At 73.1% G+C, this 20,151-nt stretch carries 9 protein-coding genes; 4 read left to right on the plus strand and 5 right to left on the minus strand.

The window, feature by feature from the left end; genetic code table 11:
• Positions 1–11: 11 nt before the first annotated feature.
• The 5 genes from ACZ6JY_RS25315 to ACZ6JY_RS25335 all read right to left on the minus strand — a co-directional run bounded on the left by ACZ6JY_RS25315 (position 12) and on the right by ACZ6JY_RS25335 (position 12,590).
• Entirely contained in the window at positions 12–1,232 is a 1,221-nt protein-coding gene (locus tag ACZ6JY_RS25315; RefSeq protein ID WP_469199111.1) for a cytochrome P450, read from the minus strand.
• A complete protein-coding gene (locus ACZ6JY_RS25320; RefSeq protein ID WP_469199113.1) occupies positions 1,229–3,028 on the minus strand; it encodes a non-ribosomal peptide synthetase in 1,800 nt (599 codons plus the stop codon). Before ACZ6JY_RS25320 ends, ACZ6JY_RS25315 begins: the two co-directional genes overlap by 4 nt.
• Positions 3,029–3,089: 61 nt before the next feature.
• Entirely contained in the window at positions 3,090–7,031 is a 3,942-nt protein-coding gene (locus tag ACZ6JY_RS25325) for a non-ribosomal peptide synthetase (RefSeq protein WP_469199115.1), read from the minus strand.
• A gap of 11 nt (positions 7,032–7,042) precedes the next feature.
• Entirely contained in the window at positions 7,043–7,801 is a 759-nt protein-coding gene (locus ACZ6JY_RS25330) for a thioesterase II family protein (RefSeq protein ID WP_469199117.1), read from the minus strand.
• Between the two features lie 745 nt (positions 7,802–8,546).
• Positions 8,547–12,590: an AMP-binding protein gene (locus tag ACZ6JY_RS25335; protein WP_469199119.1), complete on the minus strand. Its 4,044-nt coding sequence runs from the start codon at positions 12,588–12,590 to the stop codon at positions 8,547–8,549.
• Positions 12,591–13,051: 461 nt separating this feature from the next.
• Here ACZ6JY_RS25335 and ACZ6JY_RS25340 point away from each other — a divergent pair, with 461 nt between their 5' ends.
• The 4 genes from ACZ6JY_RS25340 (at position 13,052) to ACZ6JY_RS25355 (ending at position 19,963) form a co-directional block, all read left to right on the plus strand.
• On the plus strand, positions 13,052–14,314 hold the full coding sequence (locus ACZ6JY_RS25340; protein WP_469199121.1) for an MFS transporter: 1,263 nt from the start codon (positions 13,052–13,054) through the stop codon (positions 14,312–14,314).
• Positions 14,315–14,514: 200 nt separating this feature from the next.
• Positions 14,515–14,877: a hypothetical protein gene (locus ACZ6JY_RS25345; RefSeq protein ID WP_469199123.1), complete on the plus strand. Its 363-nt coding sequence runs from the start codon at positions 14,515–14,517 to the stop codon at positions 14,875–14,877.
• Between the two features lie 110 nt (positions 14,878–14,987).
• A complete protein-coding gene (locus ACZ6JY_RS25350; protein ID WP_469199125.1) occupies positions 14,988–18,734 on the plus strand; it encodes an amino acid adenylation domain-containing protein in 3,747 nt (1,248 codons plus the stop codon).
• Entirely contained in the window at positions 18,731–19,963 is a 1,233-nt protein-coding gene (locus tag ACZ6JY_RS25355; protein ID WP_469199127.1) for a cytochrome P450, read from the plus strand. The genes ACZ6JY_RS25350 and ACZ6JY_RS25355 overlap by 4 nt, the downstream gene beginning before the upstream one ends.
• Positions 19,964–20,151 lie beyond the last annotated feature (188 nt).

A 20,151-nucleotide genomic window follows, 5' to 3' on the forward strand; every position in this document is an offset into this window, starting at 1 on the left:
CGTCGGTCCCTTCAGTTCCGGCCGTGGAAGCTGATCGGCAGGCTGGTGGTTCCGTTGATGAAGTTGGATCTGAGCCGCTGGACCGGCCCGGCCAGGGCGGCGGTCGCCGGCAGGTCGGCGACCTTGCGGAAGAGGATGGACAGCTCGGTCTGCGCGAGCATCGCCCCGATGCAGCGGTGCAGGCCCGTCCCGTAGGACAGGTGACGGTTCGGCGTACGGGCGAGATCGAAGGTGCCGGGGTCGGTGAACTGCTTGGCGTCGCGGTTCGCCGAGACGTTCCACAGGGTGACGACGTCGCCGCCGCGGATGGTCCTGCCGCCGACCTCCACGTCCCGCAGCGCGCCGCGGCGGACGTACAGATTGGTGGAGCTCCATCGAAGGATCTCATTGACGGCGCTGTCCAACAGGCGCGGTTGGACACGGAGTCGGTCGTACTGTTCGGGATGGCCGATGAGCGCCTCCAGGCCGGAGCAGGCCGTGTACGACGAGGTTTCGTTGCCGCCGACCGCGATGTTCATGCAGTTGTAGAGGATCTCGTCCTCGGTCCAGGCGCGGCCGTTCATCTCCGCCCCGAGCAGCCGGCTGATGAGATCGGGGCCGGGGTTCTTGCGGCGGTCCCGGACGATCTCGGCGAAGAACTCGAAGATGTCGGCCTGCGTCATGGCGAGGACCAGGCGCTCGTCCTCCGTCGGGTCGGCGAAGTGCGGGTCGCGGAAGCCGATCATGCGGCGCGTGAGGGCGATGAGTTCGTGCGCGTCCTTGTGCGAGACGCCGGTCATGGCCATCACGGCGCCCGCGGGGAGTTCGGTCGCCACGTCGGTGGAGAAGTCGCAGCCGCCTTCGGCGAGAGCGCGGTCGAGGGCCGCCTCCACCAGCGTGGTGACCTGCTCCGCGACCTTGCGGATCATGTCCTGGCTGAACGCCCAGTGCAGTTGCCGGCGGATCATCCGGTGCCGGGGCAGGTCGGTGGCGACCATCATGAGCCCGGCCGAGGGGTCCTTCTCGCTGCGGAACGACCCTCCGAGCATCGGACCGCTCTCCGAGCTGAAGCCGGTGTGGTCGAGGTACACCTGTGAGACCTCGTCGTACCCGGTCAGCGCCCAGAAGCCGCCGTCCGGACCGGTCGCGTGCCAGTGCACGGGGTCGTTCTCGCGCAGCCAGGCGAGCGTCTCGTGGTGTTCCCGCCGCATGAAACGGTCCGGATCGGTCAGGTCTATGACGGGCCGGGTCATGTGCGCACCAGTTCTTTCCGGTCACGGATGAGGGCGGCCAGGGTCTCCAGGCGGCTGGTGGTCAGCACCTCCCGGGAACTGAGCGTCACCCCCAGCTCCTTGGCGACGCGGCGCAGGAGCCGGAAGGACAGCAGGGAGTTGCCGCCCAGTTCGAAGAAGTCGTCGGCGGCGCCGACCCGTTCGACGGCCAGGAGGTCCTGCCAGATGCCCGCGAGATAGCGCTCCTCCTCGTCGCGCGGGGTCACGTATCCGGCGTCGCGGCGCTGGTGTTCCTCGACGACGGTGCGGAGCCGGTCCAGGTCGCGTTTGCCGTGCGCGGTGGCGGGGATCTCCGGGACGCGGATCAGCGCGCTGGGCACCATGAAGTCGGGCAGCGACGTCTCGGCGTACGTGCGCAGGTCGGTGAGCGAGACGGCGCCGTCGGCGACGACGAGCCCCACCAGGTGGCGGTCCTCCCCCTCGCCCGCCGTGAGGACGGCCGCCTCGCGCACGTCGCCGTGCCGGGCCAGGGTCCGCTCGACCTCGCGGGGTTCGACCCGGTAGCCGCGGATCTTGACCTGGTCGTCGGTGCGGCCCAGGTAGTGCAGGCGGCCGTCGGCGTCGGCGCGTACCAGGTCTCCGGTGGCGTACATCCGGCTGCCGTCGGCGGCGAACGGGTCGGCGGGGAAGCGCTCGGCGGTGAGCTCGGGCTGGTCGAGGTAGCCGGCGGCGACGCCGGGGCCCGCCACGTACAGCTCGCCCGGTTCGCCCGGCGCCGCCTCGGTGCCGTCGGCGTCAAGGACGCGGACGGTGACTCCGTCGAGCGGCCTGCCGATCGGGACGGAGTCCGCGTCCGGCGCGACCTCCCGTATCTCGTGCGCCACACAGGCGGTGGTCGCCTCCGTGGGGCCGTAGAGGTTGAACAGCCGTCCGGAGAACGATCCGGCCAGCAGGTCACGGCACGTCCGCGGCAGGATGACGTCGCCGCCCGTGCACAGGACGCGCAAGGGGGAGAACGCGTCCCTGTCCTCGCGGACCACGTGGTTGACGGCCATCGTCGGCACGAGCATGGCGGTGATCCCGTGCCGGCGGAGTTCGCGCTGGATGTCCCGGCCGACGAGGTCCGGCATGGTCGGCAGGACCACGATCTCGGCGCCGCCCGCCAGGGCGCACCAGGTTTCGTAGTGGAAGGCGTCGAAGGAGAGGCTCGACACATGGCCGACGCGGTCGTCGGGCCCGAGCCGGGGAAGCGCCTTGTTGTCGGCGAACCGGCGCAGGTTGCCGTGCGTCAGGACCACGGCCTTCGGGGTGCCGGACGAGCCCGAGGTGAAGAGCAGGGCCGCGGCATCGCTCTCCTGTACGGCCGGGGCGGCCGGGGCCGCGTCCGCCGGGAGGGCCGGGGAGCCGTCGAGAGCGAGGACCCGCACGCCGGGACCCGCGACGCGCTCCGGGTCGGGCGCGTCGGTGAGGACGAGCGCCGGCCGGCTCCGGGCGATCATCAGGTCCCGGCGCGCGTCGGGGTAGCGGGCGTCGACGGGCACGTAGGCGGCGCCCGCCTTGAGTACGGCGAGCAGGGCGACGAACACCTGGACGCCGCGCTCCAGGTGGTAGACGACGCGGTCGCCGTGCGTGACACCGGCGGCACGAAGCCGTGCCGCCAGCGCGTCGGAGGCCCGGTCGAGGTCCCGGTAGCTCAGCTCGGTCCGGTCGTCCCTGACAGCCGGCCGCTCGCCGTGCCGCAGAACGGTCTCCCGGAACAGCCCGGTCAATGTCGCCCCGGACGCCGACGGGCCGGGGAGGGAAGGGTTGTGTTCCACTGCTCCAGAGTTTCTGACTCGACTGCACCGAGGAGACGGTGCGGCTGGGCGGGCGGGGGTCTCAGAAGTCGTAGTGCGTCACGCCCCAGTCCGGCTCCCCGGCGGATGGTTCAGGGGTCTCGATCGGCTTGGCGGACTCGGCGGTCCTCGTGGCGGTGGAGACGGGTGCCGCCGGGTTCGTCGTCACCTCGCCCACCAAGCTCACGAGCCGGTCGGCGAACTCCTCGGCCTCGTCGGCCGTCACCAGACGGTCGTCGTAGGTGAGGTCCAGACGCAGGTGGTCACCGCGGCGGCTCGCGTACAGCCACAGGTCGCTGCTGGCGGGCAGTTGGTCGGGCAGCACGTCCTCGACGAGGTAGGTCTCCTCGCGCATGCTCGCGTTCTCCCAGCTGACCCCGAGATCAAGGAGCAGGCTGCGGCCCGGCCCGCTGGGCAGCGGAATCCGCTCGGCGAGCACGTCGAAGGGCAGCCGCGAGTGCTCGTACGCCTCGAAGACCTGGTCCTGGACGTGTTCGAGGAGGTCCGCCAGATCCGCTTCAGGGCCGAACCGCAGGCGCAGCGGGACGGCGTTGGCGAGGTAGCCGATCAGCGGGTCGGCGTCGGCGTGCCGGCGCAGGCTCGCGGGAAACCCGAGGACCATGTCGCGGCTGCCGGTGGCGCGGTGGACGAGCGCGGTGAACGCGGTGACGACCACGGCGAACGGGGTGCCTCCGGCGCCGTCCAGGACGGTGACGGGCACGTGGCGGGAGGCGGCGCCGACGCGGCCCCGGCGCGGGCCGCGGCGGGCCGCGTCGACCAGGTCCGGGGACTGCTGTACGTCAAGGAGCCGCTCGCGCCAGAAGTCCTCCTGCTCGCGGGCCTCGGCGCTGTCGAGCCAGGCGCGCTCCTCCGCGATCCAGTCCCGGTAGTCGTACTCCAGCTCCGGCAGGCCCGCGGGTTCCCCGGCGAGCACGCGGTCGTAGGCCGTGAACAGGTCGGTGAGCAGTACCTCGACGCTGGCCCCGTCGTACACCAGGTGGTGGGCGGTGACAGTCAGCAGGTCGCCGCCGCGCGGGCCCCTGAGCAGCCGGACGTCCAGGAGCGGGGGCCGCCGCAGGTCGAACGAGACCTGCCGGGCCTCGCGCAGCGCGTCCGCCACCTCAGGGCCGTGGGGGTCCGCGTCGGGCAGCGCGACGACGGTCAGCGGCGGGCCGTCGGGCAGCCGGTCCACCACGACCAGTTCGGCCGACCGCCCTTCGGCGCGGACGCAGGCGCGCAGCATGGACTGCCGGGCCACGACAGCGGACAGGGCGGTGCGCAGCGCGGCCTCGTCGATGGTCCGCCCGGTGCGGACCAGGTCGGAGATGATGAAGGCGTCGGCCGTGGCCCGCCGTGAGGTGAGCCAGACCCGGTGCTGCGCACGGGACAGCGGGCCCGCCGCCGCGCGGCGCTTGTCCGTTCCCGCGTGCTTCCGGTCCTCCGTTCCCGCGTGGCTTCCGTCCTCCGCCGACCCGGCCGGGTCCGCCGTCCGTGGAGCGGGCGCCGCGGGGGCGTCGGCGACGGCGCGGGCCAGGGCGCGGACGGTCGGCCCGGTGAACACGGTGCTCACGCCGACGCCGAGTTCCTGGGCCATCCGGGCGGCGACCAGGCTGTGCCCGCCGAGGGCGAACAGGTCGGCGTCGAGGTCGGTGACCGGGCGTCCCAGGAGCTTGGACCAGAGCTTGGCCACGCGCTGCTCGGCCGCGGTCCAGGTGCTGTCCGCGTTCGGTGCCGTCGTGTGCGGCCCCGCGGCCCCGGGCACGGGCGGCAGCGCCTGCCGGTCCAGCTTGCCGCTCGGGGAGAGCGGCAGCGCGTCCACCGTGACGAAGGCCTCCGGCACCATGAAGGCGGGCAGCCGTGCGGCGAGGAAGGCGCGCAGGCCGGTGTGGTCGGCGTCGCCCACCACGTAGGCCACGAGCCGTGGTTCGCCGCCCGTGCCGGGAGCCGCGATCACGGCGCCGGCGCGCACTCCGGGGGCGCGTTCCAGCACGGCGGCGATCTCGCCCGGCTCGACCCGGTTGCCCCGGATCTTGACCTGGTCGTCGATGCGGCCCAGGTAGAGGAACGTGCCGTCGGGCAGCAGGCGCGCGAGGTCGCCGGTCCGGTACATGCGGGCGCCGTCGCGTTCGGGATGCGGGACGAAGCGCCGCCGGGTGAGGTCCGGGGCGCCGAGGTAGCCGCGCGCCAGGCCCACGCCGCCGACGCAGAGTTCGCCGGGGGTGCCGAAGGGCACGAGGCGGCCGTCCTCGTCGAGGATGTCGACCCACCGGTCCGGCAGCGGCCGCCCGATGGGGATCTCCTCCTCCCCCGGGGCGAGCCGGTGCAGGGTCGACAGGACGCTGTCCTCGCTGGGGCCGTATTCGTTGAAGAGGGCGCAGTCCGGCAGCAGTTGGGCGTGCCGGTCGGCGAGCGCCTCGGTGATCCGCTCTCCGCCGAGTACGACCTGCCGCACCGACGCCAGCGCCGACCCCGCGTAGTCCAGGAGCAGTTGGTAGAGGCTCGGCACCATCTGGGCGTGGGTGATGCCCTCCCGCCGGATGACCAGAGCGACCTCGTCGGGGTCGAGCAGTTGCTCCCGGGTGATGACGACGAGCGGGGTGCCGGACGCCAGCGCCGTGAAGACGTCGGATATGCCCGCGTCGGCGTGGATCGGGTCCACTTGCAGCACGCGGGACTCGGGACCGAGGCCGTAGTAACCGATCCTGAACTGAACGGTGTTGAGGATGCCGCGGTGTTCCACCATGACGCCCTTGGGGGTGCCGGTGGAGCCGGAGGTGTAGACGACGTAGGCGAGGTCGTCGCGGCCGGCGGAGGGGAAGGCCGGCGCCTGCGGCGTACCGTCGGCCGGGGCGTGGCGCGCGTCGACCACCGGGACGCCGGTCTCGGTGAACGCCGCGGCCGGCGTACCGTCCGTCACGACCGAGACGGCGCCGCTGCCCCGGACCAGGCTCGCCAGCCGGTGCGCGGGCTGTTCGGGGTCCAGGGGCAGGAAGGCGGACCCGGTCTTCAGGATGGCGAGGAGGGTCACCACCATCAGTTCGGAGCGGGCGCAGGCGAAGGCCACCACGAGGTCAGGACCGACCGGTCCGGCGGCGGCCAGCCGGCACGCCAACGCCTGGGCGCGCTCGTCGAGTTCGGCGTACGTGAGGGTCAGCTCTCCGCAGCGTACGGCGGGTGCGTCAGGCCGCAGGGCCACCTGGGCCTCGACCAGTTCGAGCAGGTTGTGGGCGGCCGGGGTGCCGGCCGCGCCGCCGGAGCCGAGCGCGAGCAGCTCCGCGCGCTGTGCGGGCGGCAGGGACCAGGATCGCGCCACGGGGGCGTCGCGGTCCGCCGTCAGGCGCCGCAGCAGGAAGCCGAGGTGGTCGAGCATCCGCAGGGCCGTCCGCTCCCCCAGCGCATCGGTGCGGTAGGCCGCCGAGAGCTCCGGGAGCCCGTCCGGCCCTGGTCCGCCCAGGGTGAGGGCCAGTTCGCCCACCGGGGCCTCGTCGGTCCCGGGTGGTTCCTGCCGTACGACGACGTCGAGGACGGGGTGGCGTCCGGCGCCCCTGGCCCGGCCCAGCGCGTCGAGTGCCGGGGCGAGGGTGTCGGCGTGCCGGACGGCGGCGGCGAACGCGGCCGCCTCCGCGCGCACCAGCTCGGTGAAGGTGCGCCGGCCGTCGACCGCGCCGCGCACCACGAGGGGCGGGGCGGGTGCGTCGGCCATCACGCCGAGCGGCACGTCCCCGTCCCCGCCGAGCCGGGCGAGCAGCACTCGCACGGCGGCGGCCGTCACGACGAGCGGCGGCGCGTCGAGCTCCGTGCCGATGGCGTGCAGGCGTTCGCCGGTCTCTTCGTCCAGGGTGGCCCGTACGACGGCGGTGGCGTCGTCGCGGTCGGGGCCCGGGTGCCGGTCGAGCGGCAGTTCCACCGCGGTGAGGCCCGCCAGGGCCTCCTGCCAGTAGATATCCAGGGGATCGTCGTCGCCGGTCTGCTGTTCGTTGCGCAACTGAGGACCCTTCACAACCGGAGGCCGGACAGATGCTCGGCCAGGTCGCCGAGGAGGAGGGGGAGCGCGTCGTGCAGATAGAAGTGGCCGCCGGGGTAGCGGCGGGTGGTGAAGTCGGCCGCCGTCTCCTTGGACCAGCCGAGGAGTACGCCGGCGGAGACCCGGGGGTCCGCCTCACCGGCGGACGCCGTGATGGAGCAGTCGAGCGGTGGCCGGGGAGTGGGCCGGTAGGCCTCCAGCCAGGCGAGGTCGGAGCGCACGGCGGGCAGCGCGAGCTCCAGCAGTTCCGGGTGGGCCAGCAACGCTTCGGGCATGCCGCCCTGTTCGACCATCCATGCGAGCAGCTCCGCGTCGTCGCAGTGCGACACGGCCCGGCTCGGGGCGGCCAGCGCCGGGGGCGGCGAGCCCGAGACCGCGAGGTGCACGGGGCCCGGTCCCGTACCGCCGAGCCGGTGCGCCAGTTCGTGGGCGAGCAGCGCACCGTTGCTGTGGCCGAACAGGGCGTAGGGCAGGCCCCGGTGGTCGGCCGAGACGGCGTCCGCCACCGCGTCGAGGTCGATGCCGGGCCGCTCGCGGATGCGGTTCTCGCGCCCGGGCAACTGAACCGCGACCACCTCGATCCAGTCGGGCAGGCCGTGCGCCCAGTCCCGGTAGGCGGAGGCGCCGCCGCCGGCGTGCGGCAGGCAGTAGAGCACGAGTCGGGTGTTCGAGCGGTCTTCCGCGCGCATCAGCCAGGGGTTCGCCGGTCGCGCGGATTCCTGTGGGGTCATGGTGTCAGCCACCTCGTCGGTGCGGTTGCCGGTCTGCCGGGCTGGGGCCCGCCGTCGGTGTGCGGCGGGAGGTCGGCGGTGGTGCCACGGGCTCGCGGTTCGCGCGGGCCTGCGGCGCTTGGGGCGACGGCGGTCGGTGGGGCGCCGTTCAGACCGCGGGCAGGCTCCGCTCGGCCCGGCGGTACAGGAGCTCGGCGATCACTCCGCGACGGGCGGTCAGCTCGCCGAGCAGCGCCGCTCGTCGCACCGGTTCGGCATCCGCCTCGTACTCGTATCCGGTGAATTGGGATTCAGGAACGGGCCGCCGTAACGCGTCGGGGCACGGCGGATATTCGGCGCCAGAAGATATGGCCAGGTGTGCCGGCGGTGAAGCAACGGCTGCGCGATCACGGATGAATTCGGATATATTTTCTGCTCGGCCGACACGTATCCCCCACGTAGTCGAAATCGATCACGATCGCGTCAGTTCGCGGCATTTCGCCCGCTCGTGAACACGGACCGGACCGGACAGCAAGAAAGCGGGACCGCGCATTTGCAGATCGGCGCCCCCGGAGGGGTAAGCGCGTCCCTCCACCTCAATACAAGATCCATGTCTACCACAAGGCAAGACCACCTACTCCGATGATTGCCGGTTTTTTGCGGTGCCGGATTCGACCGTACGGAACTCCCCAACTGAAGGCCTGGTCAACCCTGTTGTAATGCGACGTGCATCACACGGAATTCCTGCGCGTGGCCGTGCGCCGACTCACCCGCGAATCACGACGAGCTCACTCAGCAGGGCATGCAACTGCTCGCCGAGCCGCGCCGCGGCGTCGCGGGTGAACAGGTCACCGCGGTGGCCCACCCACACCTCGGTGTCCCCGGCGGAGCCCGCCGGCGGGATCAGGAAACTGAACGCGAGGTCGAAGTCGGACACCTGCTCCTCCGTACGCAGATGACGCACGGTCTCCCCGTCCGCCCCGTCCATCCCGTCCGCCCCCGCCGCCTCGACGGTGCCGGAGATGACGGTCTCCACCAGCACGTCGAAGAGCGGGTTGCGGCCCTGCCGTCGCGGCACGCCGAGGTCGCGCACCAGCCGGTCGAAGGGGTACTCCTCGTGCTCCTGGGCGTCCAGGGCGGTCCGTACGCAGTCCTCGACGAGGCGGGGGAAGCCCGCGGCCGGGTCGTACGGGGTGCGCAGGACGACCGTGTTGGCGAACAGGCCCGCCTCATGGGCGAGTCCGAGCGTCGTGCGACCGGCGGAGACGGTGCCGAGCGCGAGGTCGGTAGCGCCGGTGAGGCGGTGCAGGAGCACCCGTACGGCGGCCGTGCAGACCATGAACGGCGTGGCCCCGCACCGCACCGCAAGGTCCTGGACCCCGCGGCTCACCCGCTCCGCCAGCGTGACCCGGACGAAGCCGCCCGCGTTGGCGCGCTCCGGCCCCGGGACCAGGTCACCGGGGAGGGGCGGAGCGGGCGGCAGGTCCGCCAGTGTCCTGCGCCAGTACGCGGCGTGCTCCTCGCCCCGCGGCCCGGCCAGGCGGGCGTCGAGGCGGGCCGAGTGCGCCAGGTAGCCGGACGTCGGGGGAAGCCGCGGCGCCGTGCCCCGCTCGAAGGCGCGGGCCGCGGCGAGCAGGTCCCGTACGAGGACTCCGTAGGACCAGCCGTCGTTGACCGCGTGGTGGACGTTGAGGAGCAGCACCGGCGGGCGGCCCCTGGTGGTGAGGCAGCGCACCCGGATGAGCGGCCCGGCGGCCAGGTCGAAGCGCCGGCGGGCCTCCTGCGCGCGGGCCTCGGCCAGGGCGTCGTCGAACGCTTCGGGAGCGACCCGCTGGAAGCGGGGCCGCACGCGCATCGCCGGGCGGACGACCTGGAGGAGTTCGCTGGAGCCGTGCTCGCCGGACATCTCGAAGACCGTGCGCAACGCCTCGTGACGGTCCACGACGTACTGGAGGGCGGCTTCGAGCGCGGTGGGGTCAAGCGGCCGGGCCGGCTGGTAGGCCTCGACCATGTTGTACGTACGGATCGTCCCCTCGTCGAGGGAGTCCAGGAGCCAGATGCGGGCCTGGGCGTGGGAGGCGGGCCGGCGCAGGGTCCCGTCGGCGGCGGGCGCGGGAGCGGCGGCGGGTGCCGCCGGGGCGCTGTCGGCCGCCGCGGCACGCAGCGCCCGGGCGAGGGCGCCGGGCGTACGGGCGCTGAAGACCTCACGCACCGGCAGGTCCCTGGCGGCCGGGCCCGCGCACAGCACACCGACCAGTTGGGCGGCGGTGAGGCTGTGTCCGCCCGCCGCGAAGAAGTCCTCGTCCGCCGAGCGCGGCGGGCGGCCGAACACGGTCTCCCAGGCGTCGGCCACCGCGTGCTCGGCCTTGTCCGCGGGCGTCCAGAGCGTGTCGGGTTCCGCTTCGGCGCCCGCGGTCAGGGCCGACCGGTCGATCTTGCCGTGCCGGGTGCGTGGGAGTCCGTCCAGCTGGAGGAGGTGCGCGGGCACCATGTGCGCGGGCAGTTGCCCGGCCAGTGCGGTACGGACGGACTCCGGCGCGACGGCGCGGTCCGCGGTGTACCAGCCGCCGAGGACCACGCCCGAGCCGACGGGCAGGGGCATGACGACCGCCTCGCGGACGCCGTCCAGGGCGATCAGGGCCTGCTCCACCTCGCCGGGCTCGACCCGGTTGCCGTGGAGCTGGATCTGGTCGTCCGTCCGGCCGAGGAAGTCGAGTGTCCCGTCCGTGTTCCAGCGCGCGAGGTCACCGGTGCGGAACGCCCGGCCGACGCCGGGCAGGGGGCAGTCGACGAACCGTGCGGCGGTGGCCTCGGGCGCCCCGAGGTATCCCCCCGCCGCGACCGCCGGTCCGGCCACGTACATCTCCCCCGGCACCCCGGCCGGGGCGAGGCCGCCGTCGGGGGTGAGCAGCAGGACCGCGTAGCCGGGGGTGGGGCGGCCGATGGGGACGGCGGTGAGCGCCGCCGCCTCCTCTCCGGTGCAGGTGAACGTCGTACAGGCGATGGTGGTCTCGCTCGGGCCGTACAGGTTGGCGAAGGTGCCGATGTCCAGGCGGCCCCGGGTGCGGGCGAGCAGGCCGCGGGGGATGGCGTCGCCGCCGAGGAGGAGGTGGGGCAGCTCGATCCCGGCGTCCGGCGGGAGCGCCTCGATCATGCTGGAGAGCAGGCTCGGCACACAGTTCACCATCGTGACGCCGTGCTCGCGCAGCCGGGCCCAGAAGGTCATCGGGTCCAGCTCGTCCGGGGCGCCGACGGCGACGAGCGTGCCGCCCGCACCGAGGGCGAGGAAGATCTGGAAGGTGGTGGCGTCGGAGGAGATGGCCGACAGCAGGGCGCAGCGCAGGTTCTCGTCGACGCCGAGCAGCCCGGCCGACGCGACCACGTGGTGGGCGATCTGGTCGTGCCGCAGGACCACGGGTTTGGGCAGTCCGGTCGAGCCCGAGGTGAAGAAGACGACCGCGTCGTCGTGCGGCCGCGGCTCGGGAAGCCGCCGTGGTTCAGTCAGTGGCCGTGGTTCGGGGCTCCGTCGCGGCTCGGGGCTCGGTCGCGGTTCGGGGCTCGGTTGCGGCTCGGGGCTCCGCCGCAGCTCGGGGCCCCGTCGCGGCTCGGGCCTCGGTTGCGGTTCAGGGCTCCGCCGCAGCTCGGGCCTCGGTTGCGGTTCGGGAAGCGGCCGCGGCTCGGGGCCCCCTCGCGGCTCGGGGCTCGGTTCCTCTGCGGGGGTATTCGTCAACGCCTCGGAGGCGGTGCGCAGTTCGGTTGCCGGGAGCACGGGCAGCCGGTCGTCCGCGGCGGTCGCCTCGCCGATGACCAGGCGGGCCGCGCTGCCGTCGAGCAGCCGCCGGACCCGTGCGGCCGGGTGGCGCGGGTCGACGGGGACGTAGGCGGCGCCCGCCCTGAGCACGGCAAGGACGGCCAGGATGAGGTCGGCGCCGCGGGGCAGGGCGACCGCCACGCGGTCGCCGGGCCGTACGCCGTGGTGCTCCACGAGGTGTTCGGCCGCGCGCAGGGAGCGGGCGGCGAGGTCGGCGTGGGTCCAGGCGAGACCGGGTTCCACCACGGCGGTCCGCCCGGGGTGGCGCTCCGCCGCGGCGCCGACGAGGCCCGGCAGCGTGCGCCGGGCGAAGGACCCGGGCAGCGGCAGACCGCTCCACTGCTCCAGCTCCGCCCGGTGCGCGGGGCTCAGCGGGTCCGTCTCGCCCGCGGTGCGGTGCGGGTCGGCGGCGATGGCGTCGAGGGTGGCGGCGAGGCAGCGGGGCAGGTCGGCGGCGGCGGCCGGGACGCGGCCCGCGGGGCCGCTCACGCTCAGCCGGATTCCGCCGCCGTCCGTCAACCCGCCCCGCACCAGCAGGTCCACCGGGGCGATGAGCCGCGAATCACCCCACGCGACGGCGAGTTGGCCGAGGGCGGCACCGTCGGCCTCGCCCACCGCGTCGAGCCGGGCGGTCAGCGCCTCGCGGTCCTGCCAGGGCAGCGCGGACGCTTCGGCGAGGTCCGCGTACAGGGCCGACAGGAAGTCGCTGATCTTGAGGTCGGGTTCCAGCGCCGTGCGGAGCACCACTTCCCCGGGTGTCGCTCCGGGCAGTGGGCACAGGACCGCGAGGTCCCCGGCGGCGCCGAAGCGGCCCAGCGAGAGGCGGGCGGCGGCGACGAGCAGCAGGTGCAGGCCCGTCGGATCGTCACCGGCGAGGCGGCGCAGCACCGCGGCCCGGGCCGGTGGGAGCTCGGTCTCCGCGGGGGCCGGCACCGTCGGCCCCCCGGTGGGGATCAGCGCCTCGCGGCTCATTCCGCGGAGCGCGGTCAGCCAGTGCACTCGGACAGCCGCTTGTTCAAACAATGATTTCCCCCTCAAAAACCAGAACGGCTGGAGAGGCCGCCCCCTGGGATCCTGTACACCCGGCGGAATAACAGCAGGATGGAGGTCGAGATTTCTAGAGGGGAGCAAAGTGAATTGCCGGAACCGCAATCGGCGGCGAATCACCCGGAAGGCGCATTTCCGCAGCACTTGTCCGGCTGCCAATCCCCCCGTAACAGCGCATAGTTGACGGTGCGTTAGGGAGCGAAGCACGGCACTCACACAGCGTCAATGTGACCCGGGTCACAAGCAATTCGATTGAGGGGCGAGAACGACAGTGGTTAGGTTGTGGACGCTTCTGACGGCCGACTTACCGGTCGAGGCTCGTGCCAAAACATTTTCGGGGGATGTAACGAAGCGCCGGGTCAGCGGCAACGGCCACGCCTTCTCACACTCCCCCCTGGGAAATAAGGAACTGTGTGAGTTCGTTCCAGCTATTCCGTGCGAATCCGGCATTCCGGCGGTACTGGTCCGCCAGATCGGTTTCCCTGGTGGGGGACGGCGTCGCCACCGTCGCCCTGTTGCTGCTCATCACCGGCAGCGGGGCGAGCGCCACCGGAGTCGCGGCGCTCCTGCTGGCTCAGGCGGTGCCGAGATTCTTCGGGCCGGTGGCCGGCGCGCTGCCCGACCGGTTCGAGGTCAAGCGCCTGCTTCTGCTCGCGGAGATCGGCCAGGGCGTCGTCTTCATCGCCATCGCCCTGGTGCCGTCCAACACGGCGCTCCTGGTTCCCCTCGTCGCCCTCGCGTCGTCGCTGTCCACGGTCTTCAACGCCGCCGGACGCACGGTCATGCCGCGCCTGGTCGACTCGGAGCAACTCGTGCCCGCCAACGCCTGGATGGGCACGGCGTTCAACCTCCAGGCGGCGCTCGGCCCGGTCCTCGGCGGCACGATCGCCGCGCTCATCGAGCCCCGCGGCGCGCTGCTGGTCAACGCGGTGACGTTCTTCGTCGGCGCCCTGCTGCTGATCGGCATGCCCCGGATGCAGCCGCTCGGCTCCGGCACGGACGACGGCCCCGGATTCCTCGCGGGGATCGGCGCCGGCATCGCCTTCACCTGGCGGCACCGGATGGCCCGCTCCATCTTCCTGCTGCTGCTCTTCGGCATCATGTTCGCCTCCCTGGACAACGTCGTCCTGGTCTTCCTCGCCCGTGACGTGCTCGACTCCGGCTCGTTCGGCTTCGGTCTGCTCGGCACCGGCTCGGGTGCGGCGATGGTCATCGCCTCGCTCTGGCTGACCCGGTCGACGACGAAGATCTCCGCCGTCACCCTGCTGGCCGGCGGATGGCTCGTCGCGGGACTGGGCATCGCCCTCACCGGTATCGCACCGATCCTCGCCGTGGCCGTGGCGACCCAGGCCCTGATGGGCGTGGGCAACAGCGTCGCGATGATCGGCGAGGAGACGCTGCTGCAAAAGGGCGTGCCCGCCGAGATGTTGGGACGCGTCGGCGGAGCGCTCTCGTCCGCCGCCTTCGCGGGCAGCGCCCTCGCCTACGCCGTCGGCGGGTTCGTCGCCACCGCGCTGGAGCCCCGCGCCTCGCTGATCATCGCCGGTGTGGGCCTCATGGTCGTGACCGTCTTCTGTCTGCCGGGGCTGCGGGCCGACGACCCCAACGACAAGGTCGAGGCGCCGGCCTCCGACGACGACCCGACACGCGGCACGGCCCCTACCCCTTCCGCATGACCGCCGCGCACCTCGGCCGTCCGGCCGGCCCGGGAGTGCGCGCGTCGACCTCCACCCACAGCGGACTGCTCGCCCGGGACCGACCCCTTGATTCCGGTCCGGGCAGCAGTCGCTCGGGCCCGGCGTCTCCCTCCTCGCCGTCAGCGCGCGGTGCCGGACGCGCCGGCCACGGACCGTCACTCGGCCGACAAGGAGCCACGGTGACCATCACGGACACCACATCGCGGACGCGGCTCGTCCTGATACCCGACGAGGCGCACCGGACCGCCGAACCGGCCATGGAGGTGGCCGGAAGGTACCGGGCCGCGGACGACCCGGAGTTCCTCCAGGAGGCGCCGCCAATCGCTGCGCGGCTGCCCGAGCGTGTCCAGCACTTCCAGCGCGCCCGCTGTCTCGACCAGTTGGCGGGGCACTGCGTCATCGGCGGCCATGCGATCGACGATCCGCGCATCGGGCGGACCCCGTCCCACTGGAACCGCAAGACCCGGACGCACCACGAACCCCACGATCTGCGCAAGCCGGCGGATCCGCGCCGCCCCTCGACCCCGCGGCTCATCGGCTGACGCCCGCACGCCGTTCCGGGTCCCGCGACGCCCTTCGCCCGAACAGCCACCGCCCACCGACCGCCGCCCACCGACCGCCCGCCTCGCCCGTACGCCGAAAGGATCCCGCCATGACTTCTGCCGAGCCGACGGCACACGTTCCGGAAGGCTGGACGGTGCCGGGACCCGACGTCCTGATCGCCGCGGCCATCGCCGTGCTCGGCCACTTCGACGGCGACGCCGACCAGCGGCTGACGGTGTGGCAGGACGGTTCGGCCCGTACCATCCGCGTGGCCACCGACGCCTCCGCCGTGTCCGCCACTCTCCTCCACGCCACGCGGACGGCGCTGCGGCGGGCCGAACCGGCGTCGCCCGCCGGGACGGCCCGGCTCCTCGACGTCACCGGCGACGCCCCCGCCCCTGCCGACCTCGACCTGCTGGTCCGTCTCGGGCACGACACCGTGCATGTCACGACCGGGCCCGCCTGGGCACGCACCGCGTCCCCGGAGCGTCTCGCGGACATCCTGCTGCGCGTGGCCCGGCACCTCGCCGACCCGGCCGCCGCCGACACCCCGCTGTCCCGGCTGCCGTTCCTCACCGCCGACGAGCACCGCCGCCTGGTCGTGGAGCTCAACGACACCGCGGGCGAGGTCCCCGAACGTACGGTCGCCCAGGCCATCGCCGATCTCGCCGCCCGGCAGCCGGACGCCCCCGCGGTGATCACCCGCGACCGGACGCTCAGCCGCGGCAGGCTCCAGGCCCTGGCCCGGACCCTGGCGGACCGCCTCGCCGAGGCCGGGGTCCGGCAAGGTGACTCGGTGTACGTCTGCCTCCCCCGCTCCGCCGAACTCGTGGTCGCCTGGACGGCGGCCCTCGGCGCCGGGATCGTGTGCGTACCCGTGGACCCGGCCTATCCGCGGGCCAGGATCGAGCAGATCGTCCGGGGGGACGCCCCGGTCGTCCTCACGGTGGCCTCGACCCATGGCCTGCTCCCGCACGCCCGCCGCATCCCGGTCGACCTGGACGTGCCGGACGAGGCCCCTCTGCCGGACGAGGCCCCTCTGCCGGACGGCGGCGCGTGGCCGGTGGCGGCCACGCCGGACTCGGTGGTCTACGTCATGCACACCTCCGGCTCGACCGGCGTTCCCAAGGGCGTCGCGATCCGTGAGATCGGCCTGCGCAACCTGATGCACGTCTCCGCCCGGCAGTTCGGCCTCGGACCGGGACGGCGCTCGCTGAGCCTGGCGAGCCCCGGCTTCGACGCCAACGTGTGGGAGCTGATCGCCCCGCTGTACGCGGGGGCCGCGGTGGTGCCGTTCGACGACGAGATGATCTCGGCGAAGGGCCTTGCCGAGTGTGTACGGGAGACCGACGCCGATACGTTCTTCCCGTTCTCCCCGCTGCTGATCCGGCTCGACCCCGCGGACTTCCCCGGCATCCGGACCGTCATCACCGCGGGCGAGCTGTTCAGCCAGGACCTCGTCGACCGCTGGCAGCCGGGCCGCGACATGATCTACGCCTTCGGGCCCACCGAGGCCACCGCCCTCCAGTCATGGCACCACTGCCACGCCGACGCCGCCGATCCGGCGCCCTCCATCGGGCGGCCGATGACCAACCTCCGCATGTGGCTGGTGGACCCCTGGGGCGGCCACGCCGCGCCCGGTGCCGTGGGCGAGCTGTACATCGGTGGCCTCGGCGTCGGGGCGGGCTACGTCGGGCTGCCGGAAGCCACGGCCGAGAAGTTCGTCGTGCGGCCCGGCCTTGACGGCGACCGCACGCTGTACCGCACCGGTGACCTCGCGAGTTTCCGCCCGGACGCCGCCATCGACTTCCGCGGCCGCAAGGACAACCAGGTCAAGCTGCGCGGCTTCCGGGTCGAACTCGGCGAGGTGGAGACGGTGCTCGGCACCCTCCCCGGCATCGACACCGCGATCGCCGTGATCCACGAGACCAGCGGGGAACGGGTCCTGGTGGCGCATCTGATCCCGCGGCCCGGCGCCGAGCTGCCGCCCGCCGCGGAGCTGCGGGCGCACCTGGCGGACGCGCTGCCGTACTACATGATCCCGAGCGCCTTCGTGCCGCTCACCGAGGTCCCGTACACGCCCAACGGCAAGATCGACCGTACGGTACTGGCCCTTCGGCCCCTGCCCGGGACGACGACGGCCGAGGCTCCGGAGCCGGTGCCGGAGCCGGAGTCGCAGCCGGTGACCGGCTCGGGCCTCGCGCCGGACCACGGCGTCCTCGCCGAGGTCAGCGCCGCCTTCGCAGCCGTCCTCAACATCCCCGGCATCGGCCCCGACCAGGACTTCTTCGCCTCCGGAGGCCACAGCCTCGGCGTCGCCGAAATCGCCGCGCGCCTCAACGACCACTACCACACCGACATCCGCGCCCGAGACCTCTTCGAGAACCCCACCCCCGCAACTCTCACCACCCGCCTCATCCAACTCCTGCCCACCACCGCCACCCCGGCCGCTGAACCCACCGCGCAGCCGGCCGCCGTGGCGGGCGAGGCAGGTCTGCTGCCGGTGCAGGCGTGGCAGTGGCTGCTCCGGCAGGCCCGTCCTGAGGACGACGCCGCGTACAACGTGCCGACGCTGTTCAGCTGCGGCGGGACCTTCGACGCCGAGCGGCTCCGCGCCGCCCTGGACGCCCTCCGGCTGCGGCACCCGATGCTGCGGGCGACGGTGCACGAGGTGAAGGGCGCCCCTCAAGTCGCGCTCGACGGCCCGCGGCTGCCGCTCGAAGAGGTCGACCTGCGCTCCTCCGCCGACCCGGAGGCGGCATGCGCCGAAGCCGTCCGGGAGCGCGCCAACCGGACGATCGACCTGGCCCGCGGCCCCGCTCTGCGCACCACGCTGTTCCGCCTGCCCGGCGACCGGCAGCGCCTCCTGACGGTCTGCCACCACATAGTGAGCGACGGGCCGGGGATCGACGTCCTCGTACGGGATCTGATGGCCGCGTACGAGGGCGCGGAAGACGCCCTGCCGCCCCTGACCCGCGACCCGCTGGCGGTCGGCGAGGCCGAGTCGCGGCTGCTGGCCGAGGGCGCCTTCGACGAACAGCTCGACCACTGGCGCGAGTTGCTGACGCCGCCGCCGGCCCCCTTGGCGCTGCCCGTGGACCGGCCCCGGCTGCGCCCCGGCGGCACCCGGACGGCCGCCGTCGAGGCCGAGCTCGGCGCCGGGCTCACCGCGTCACTCACCGCAGTCGCCCGGCAGGCGCGCACCGGCCTCGCGGCGCCGCTGGCGGCCGCCGTGGCCGTCGTACTCCAGCGGTCCACCGGCGACGACGACATCTGCCTGGGCACGCCGGTCAATCTGCGGGGCCAGCTCGGCCTGACCGAGCACCTCACCAACGGGGCCAACTCCACGGCGCTCCGCCTGCGGCTGCGGCCCGCCGCCCTGTCGGAGCTGCTCGCCGACGTGGCGGAGCAGATGCACGCGGCGATCGACCACGCGCGCCTGCCCTTCCACCACGTCGTGGACGGCCTGGGGGCGCCGGCCGAACCGCTGCGCAACGCGCTGTTCGACGTGTTCGTGACGTGCTACCGCCAGAGCGAGGCGGGCAGCGCGCCGGGGCCGACGCTGTCCGGGCGGGTGGTGCCGCTGGACTCCGGCCTGTGCGACCTGTCGTTCCAGGGCTGCGAGCACCGCGACGGGCTCACCCTGATCCTCCAGTACGACAGTGACCTCTACAACGAGGACACCGCGCGCCTGCTCCTCGACCGGTGGCGGTTCGCCCTCACCGCCCTGGCCACGCAGCCCGGCGCGCCGTGGCAGCAGGTGGATCTCGGCGAGCCGGTCCCGCGGAGCCCCGCGGCGGCGGAGTTCGGCGGCTTCCGCTTCGACACCGCGAGCAGTGAGGGGACGAACGGATGAGCCTGCCCACCACGCACGAGCGGCCCCGGCCCGCCGATCCGCACAGCGTCAATCTGGCCGATCCGTCCGTGCACGCGGAGTTCGACCTCACCGAGTTCTGGCGCCGCCGGCGCCTGGAGGAGCCCGTCGCCCGGCACGACCACGTACCCGGCCAGGACGGCTTCTGGGTGGTCTCCCGGCACTCCGACGTCATGGAGGCCTACCGGAGGCCGCAGGACTTCGGCTCTGCGGCCGGAAACGTCATGGACACCCTGCTGCACGGCGGCGACTCGTCGTCGGGCCGGATGCTCGCGGTCTCCGACGGCGAACAGCACCGCGGGGTCCGGCGGCTTGTGCAGCGGGGTTTCTCCCCCGAGCTCATGGACCGGCTCGGGGAATCGATCCGCGTGGGAACGCGCAAACTCGTCGCCCGTGCGGTGGAGCGCGGGCGCTGCGACTTCATGAAGGACGTCGCCGCCCACATCCCGATCGCCGCGATCTGCGAACTCCTCGGCGTGCCCGACGCGGACAGCGAATACATCATGAAGCTGGCCAACTCGGCCCTCGGCTCCGACGCCCCTGGGCAGACGGCGCGCGACGCGCAACTGGCCCAGAGCGAAATCCTCGTCTACTTCTCCCAGCACACCCGCAAGCTGCGCGCCGCACCCCGGGACGACTTGCTGAGCATGCTGACGACCAGCGAGCTCGACGGCAGTCCGCTGCGCGACGACGTGATCGTCTTCAACTGCTACAGCCTGGTGCTCGGCGGCGACGAGACCACCCGCCTCGGCATGGTCGGCGGACTGCTCGCCCTGATCGAACACCCCGACCAGTGGGAGCGGTTCAAGAGCGGAGAGACGCCGGTCGAGCTGCTGGTGGAGGAGGTCATGCGGTGGACCACCCCGGCGGTCCACGTCGGCCGGACCGCGCTGCGCGACACCGAGCTCGGCGGGCGGCGGATCGCCGAGGGCGACGTCGTCACCCTGTGGAACACCTCCGCCAACCGGGACGAGCGCGTCTTCGACGACCCCGAGACCTTCGACGGCGCACGCCACCCGAACCGCCACGTCAGCTTCGGTTTCGGTCCGCACTTCTGCGTGGGCGCCCAGCTCGGGCGCGTCGAACTGAGCGCGTTGTTCGAGGCGCTGCGGGCCTCGGTCGGCCGGGCGGAGGTCACCGGTCCTGTGGGGCGCTTCTACTCCAACTTCCTCAGCGGGGTGAGCAGCCTCCCGGTGGAGCTGCACCGCTGAGGGGTGTGTGAATGTTCATAGAGCCGCAATTGAAGGATTACGCGCTGAAACGCCGCATCGCCCGCAGGACGAATGCGGGGCAATAGCCGATTGCCGGTGGAGAGGGGTATCCAAAGCCTTTGCCTTATCTTTTCCCCAGCCCTCCGAGTTCGCAAAAGAGTTCGCAACTCCCTTTCTGGGCAGTCTTG

It is taken from the genome of Streptomyces sp. NPDC046335 (genome assembly GCF_055587985.1).

Excerpts from the sequence above, each read along its gene's own strand:
- ACZ6JY_RS25315 (WP_469199111.1), bottom strand. The coding sequence starts at position 1,232 with ATGACCCGGCCCGTCATAGACCTGACCGATCCGGACCGTTTCATGCGG.
- ACZ6JY_RS25330 (WP_469199117.1), bottom strand. The coding sequence starts at position 7,801 with ATGACCCCACAGGAATCCGCGCGACCGGCGAACCCCTGGCTGATGCGC.
- ACZ6JY_RS25350 (WP_469199125.1), top strand. The coding sequence starts at position 14,988 with ATGACTTCTGCCGAGCCGACGGCACACGTTCCGGAAGGCTGGACGGTG.
- ACZ6JY_RS25355 (WP_469199127.1), top strand. The coding sequence starts at position 18,731 with ATGAGCCTGCCCACCACGCACGAGCGGCCCCGGCCCGCCGATCCGCAC.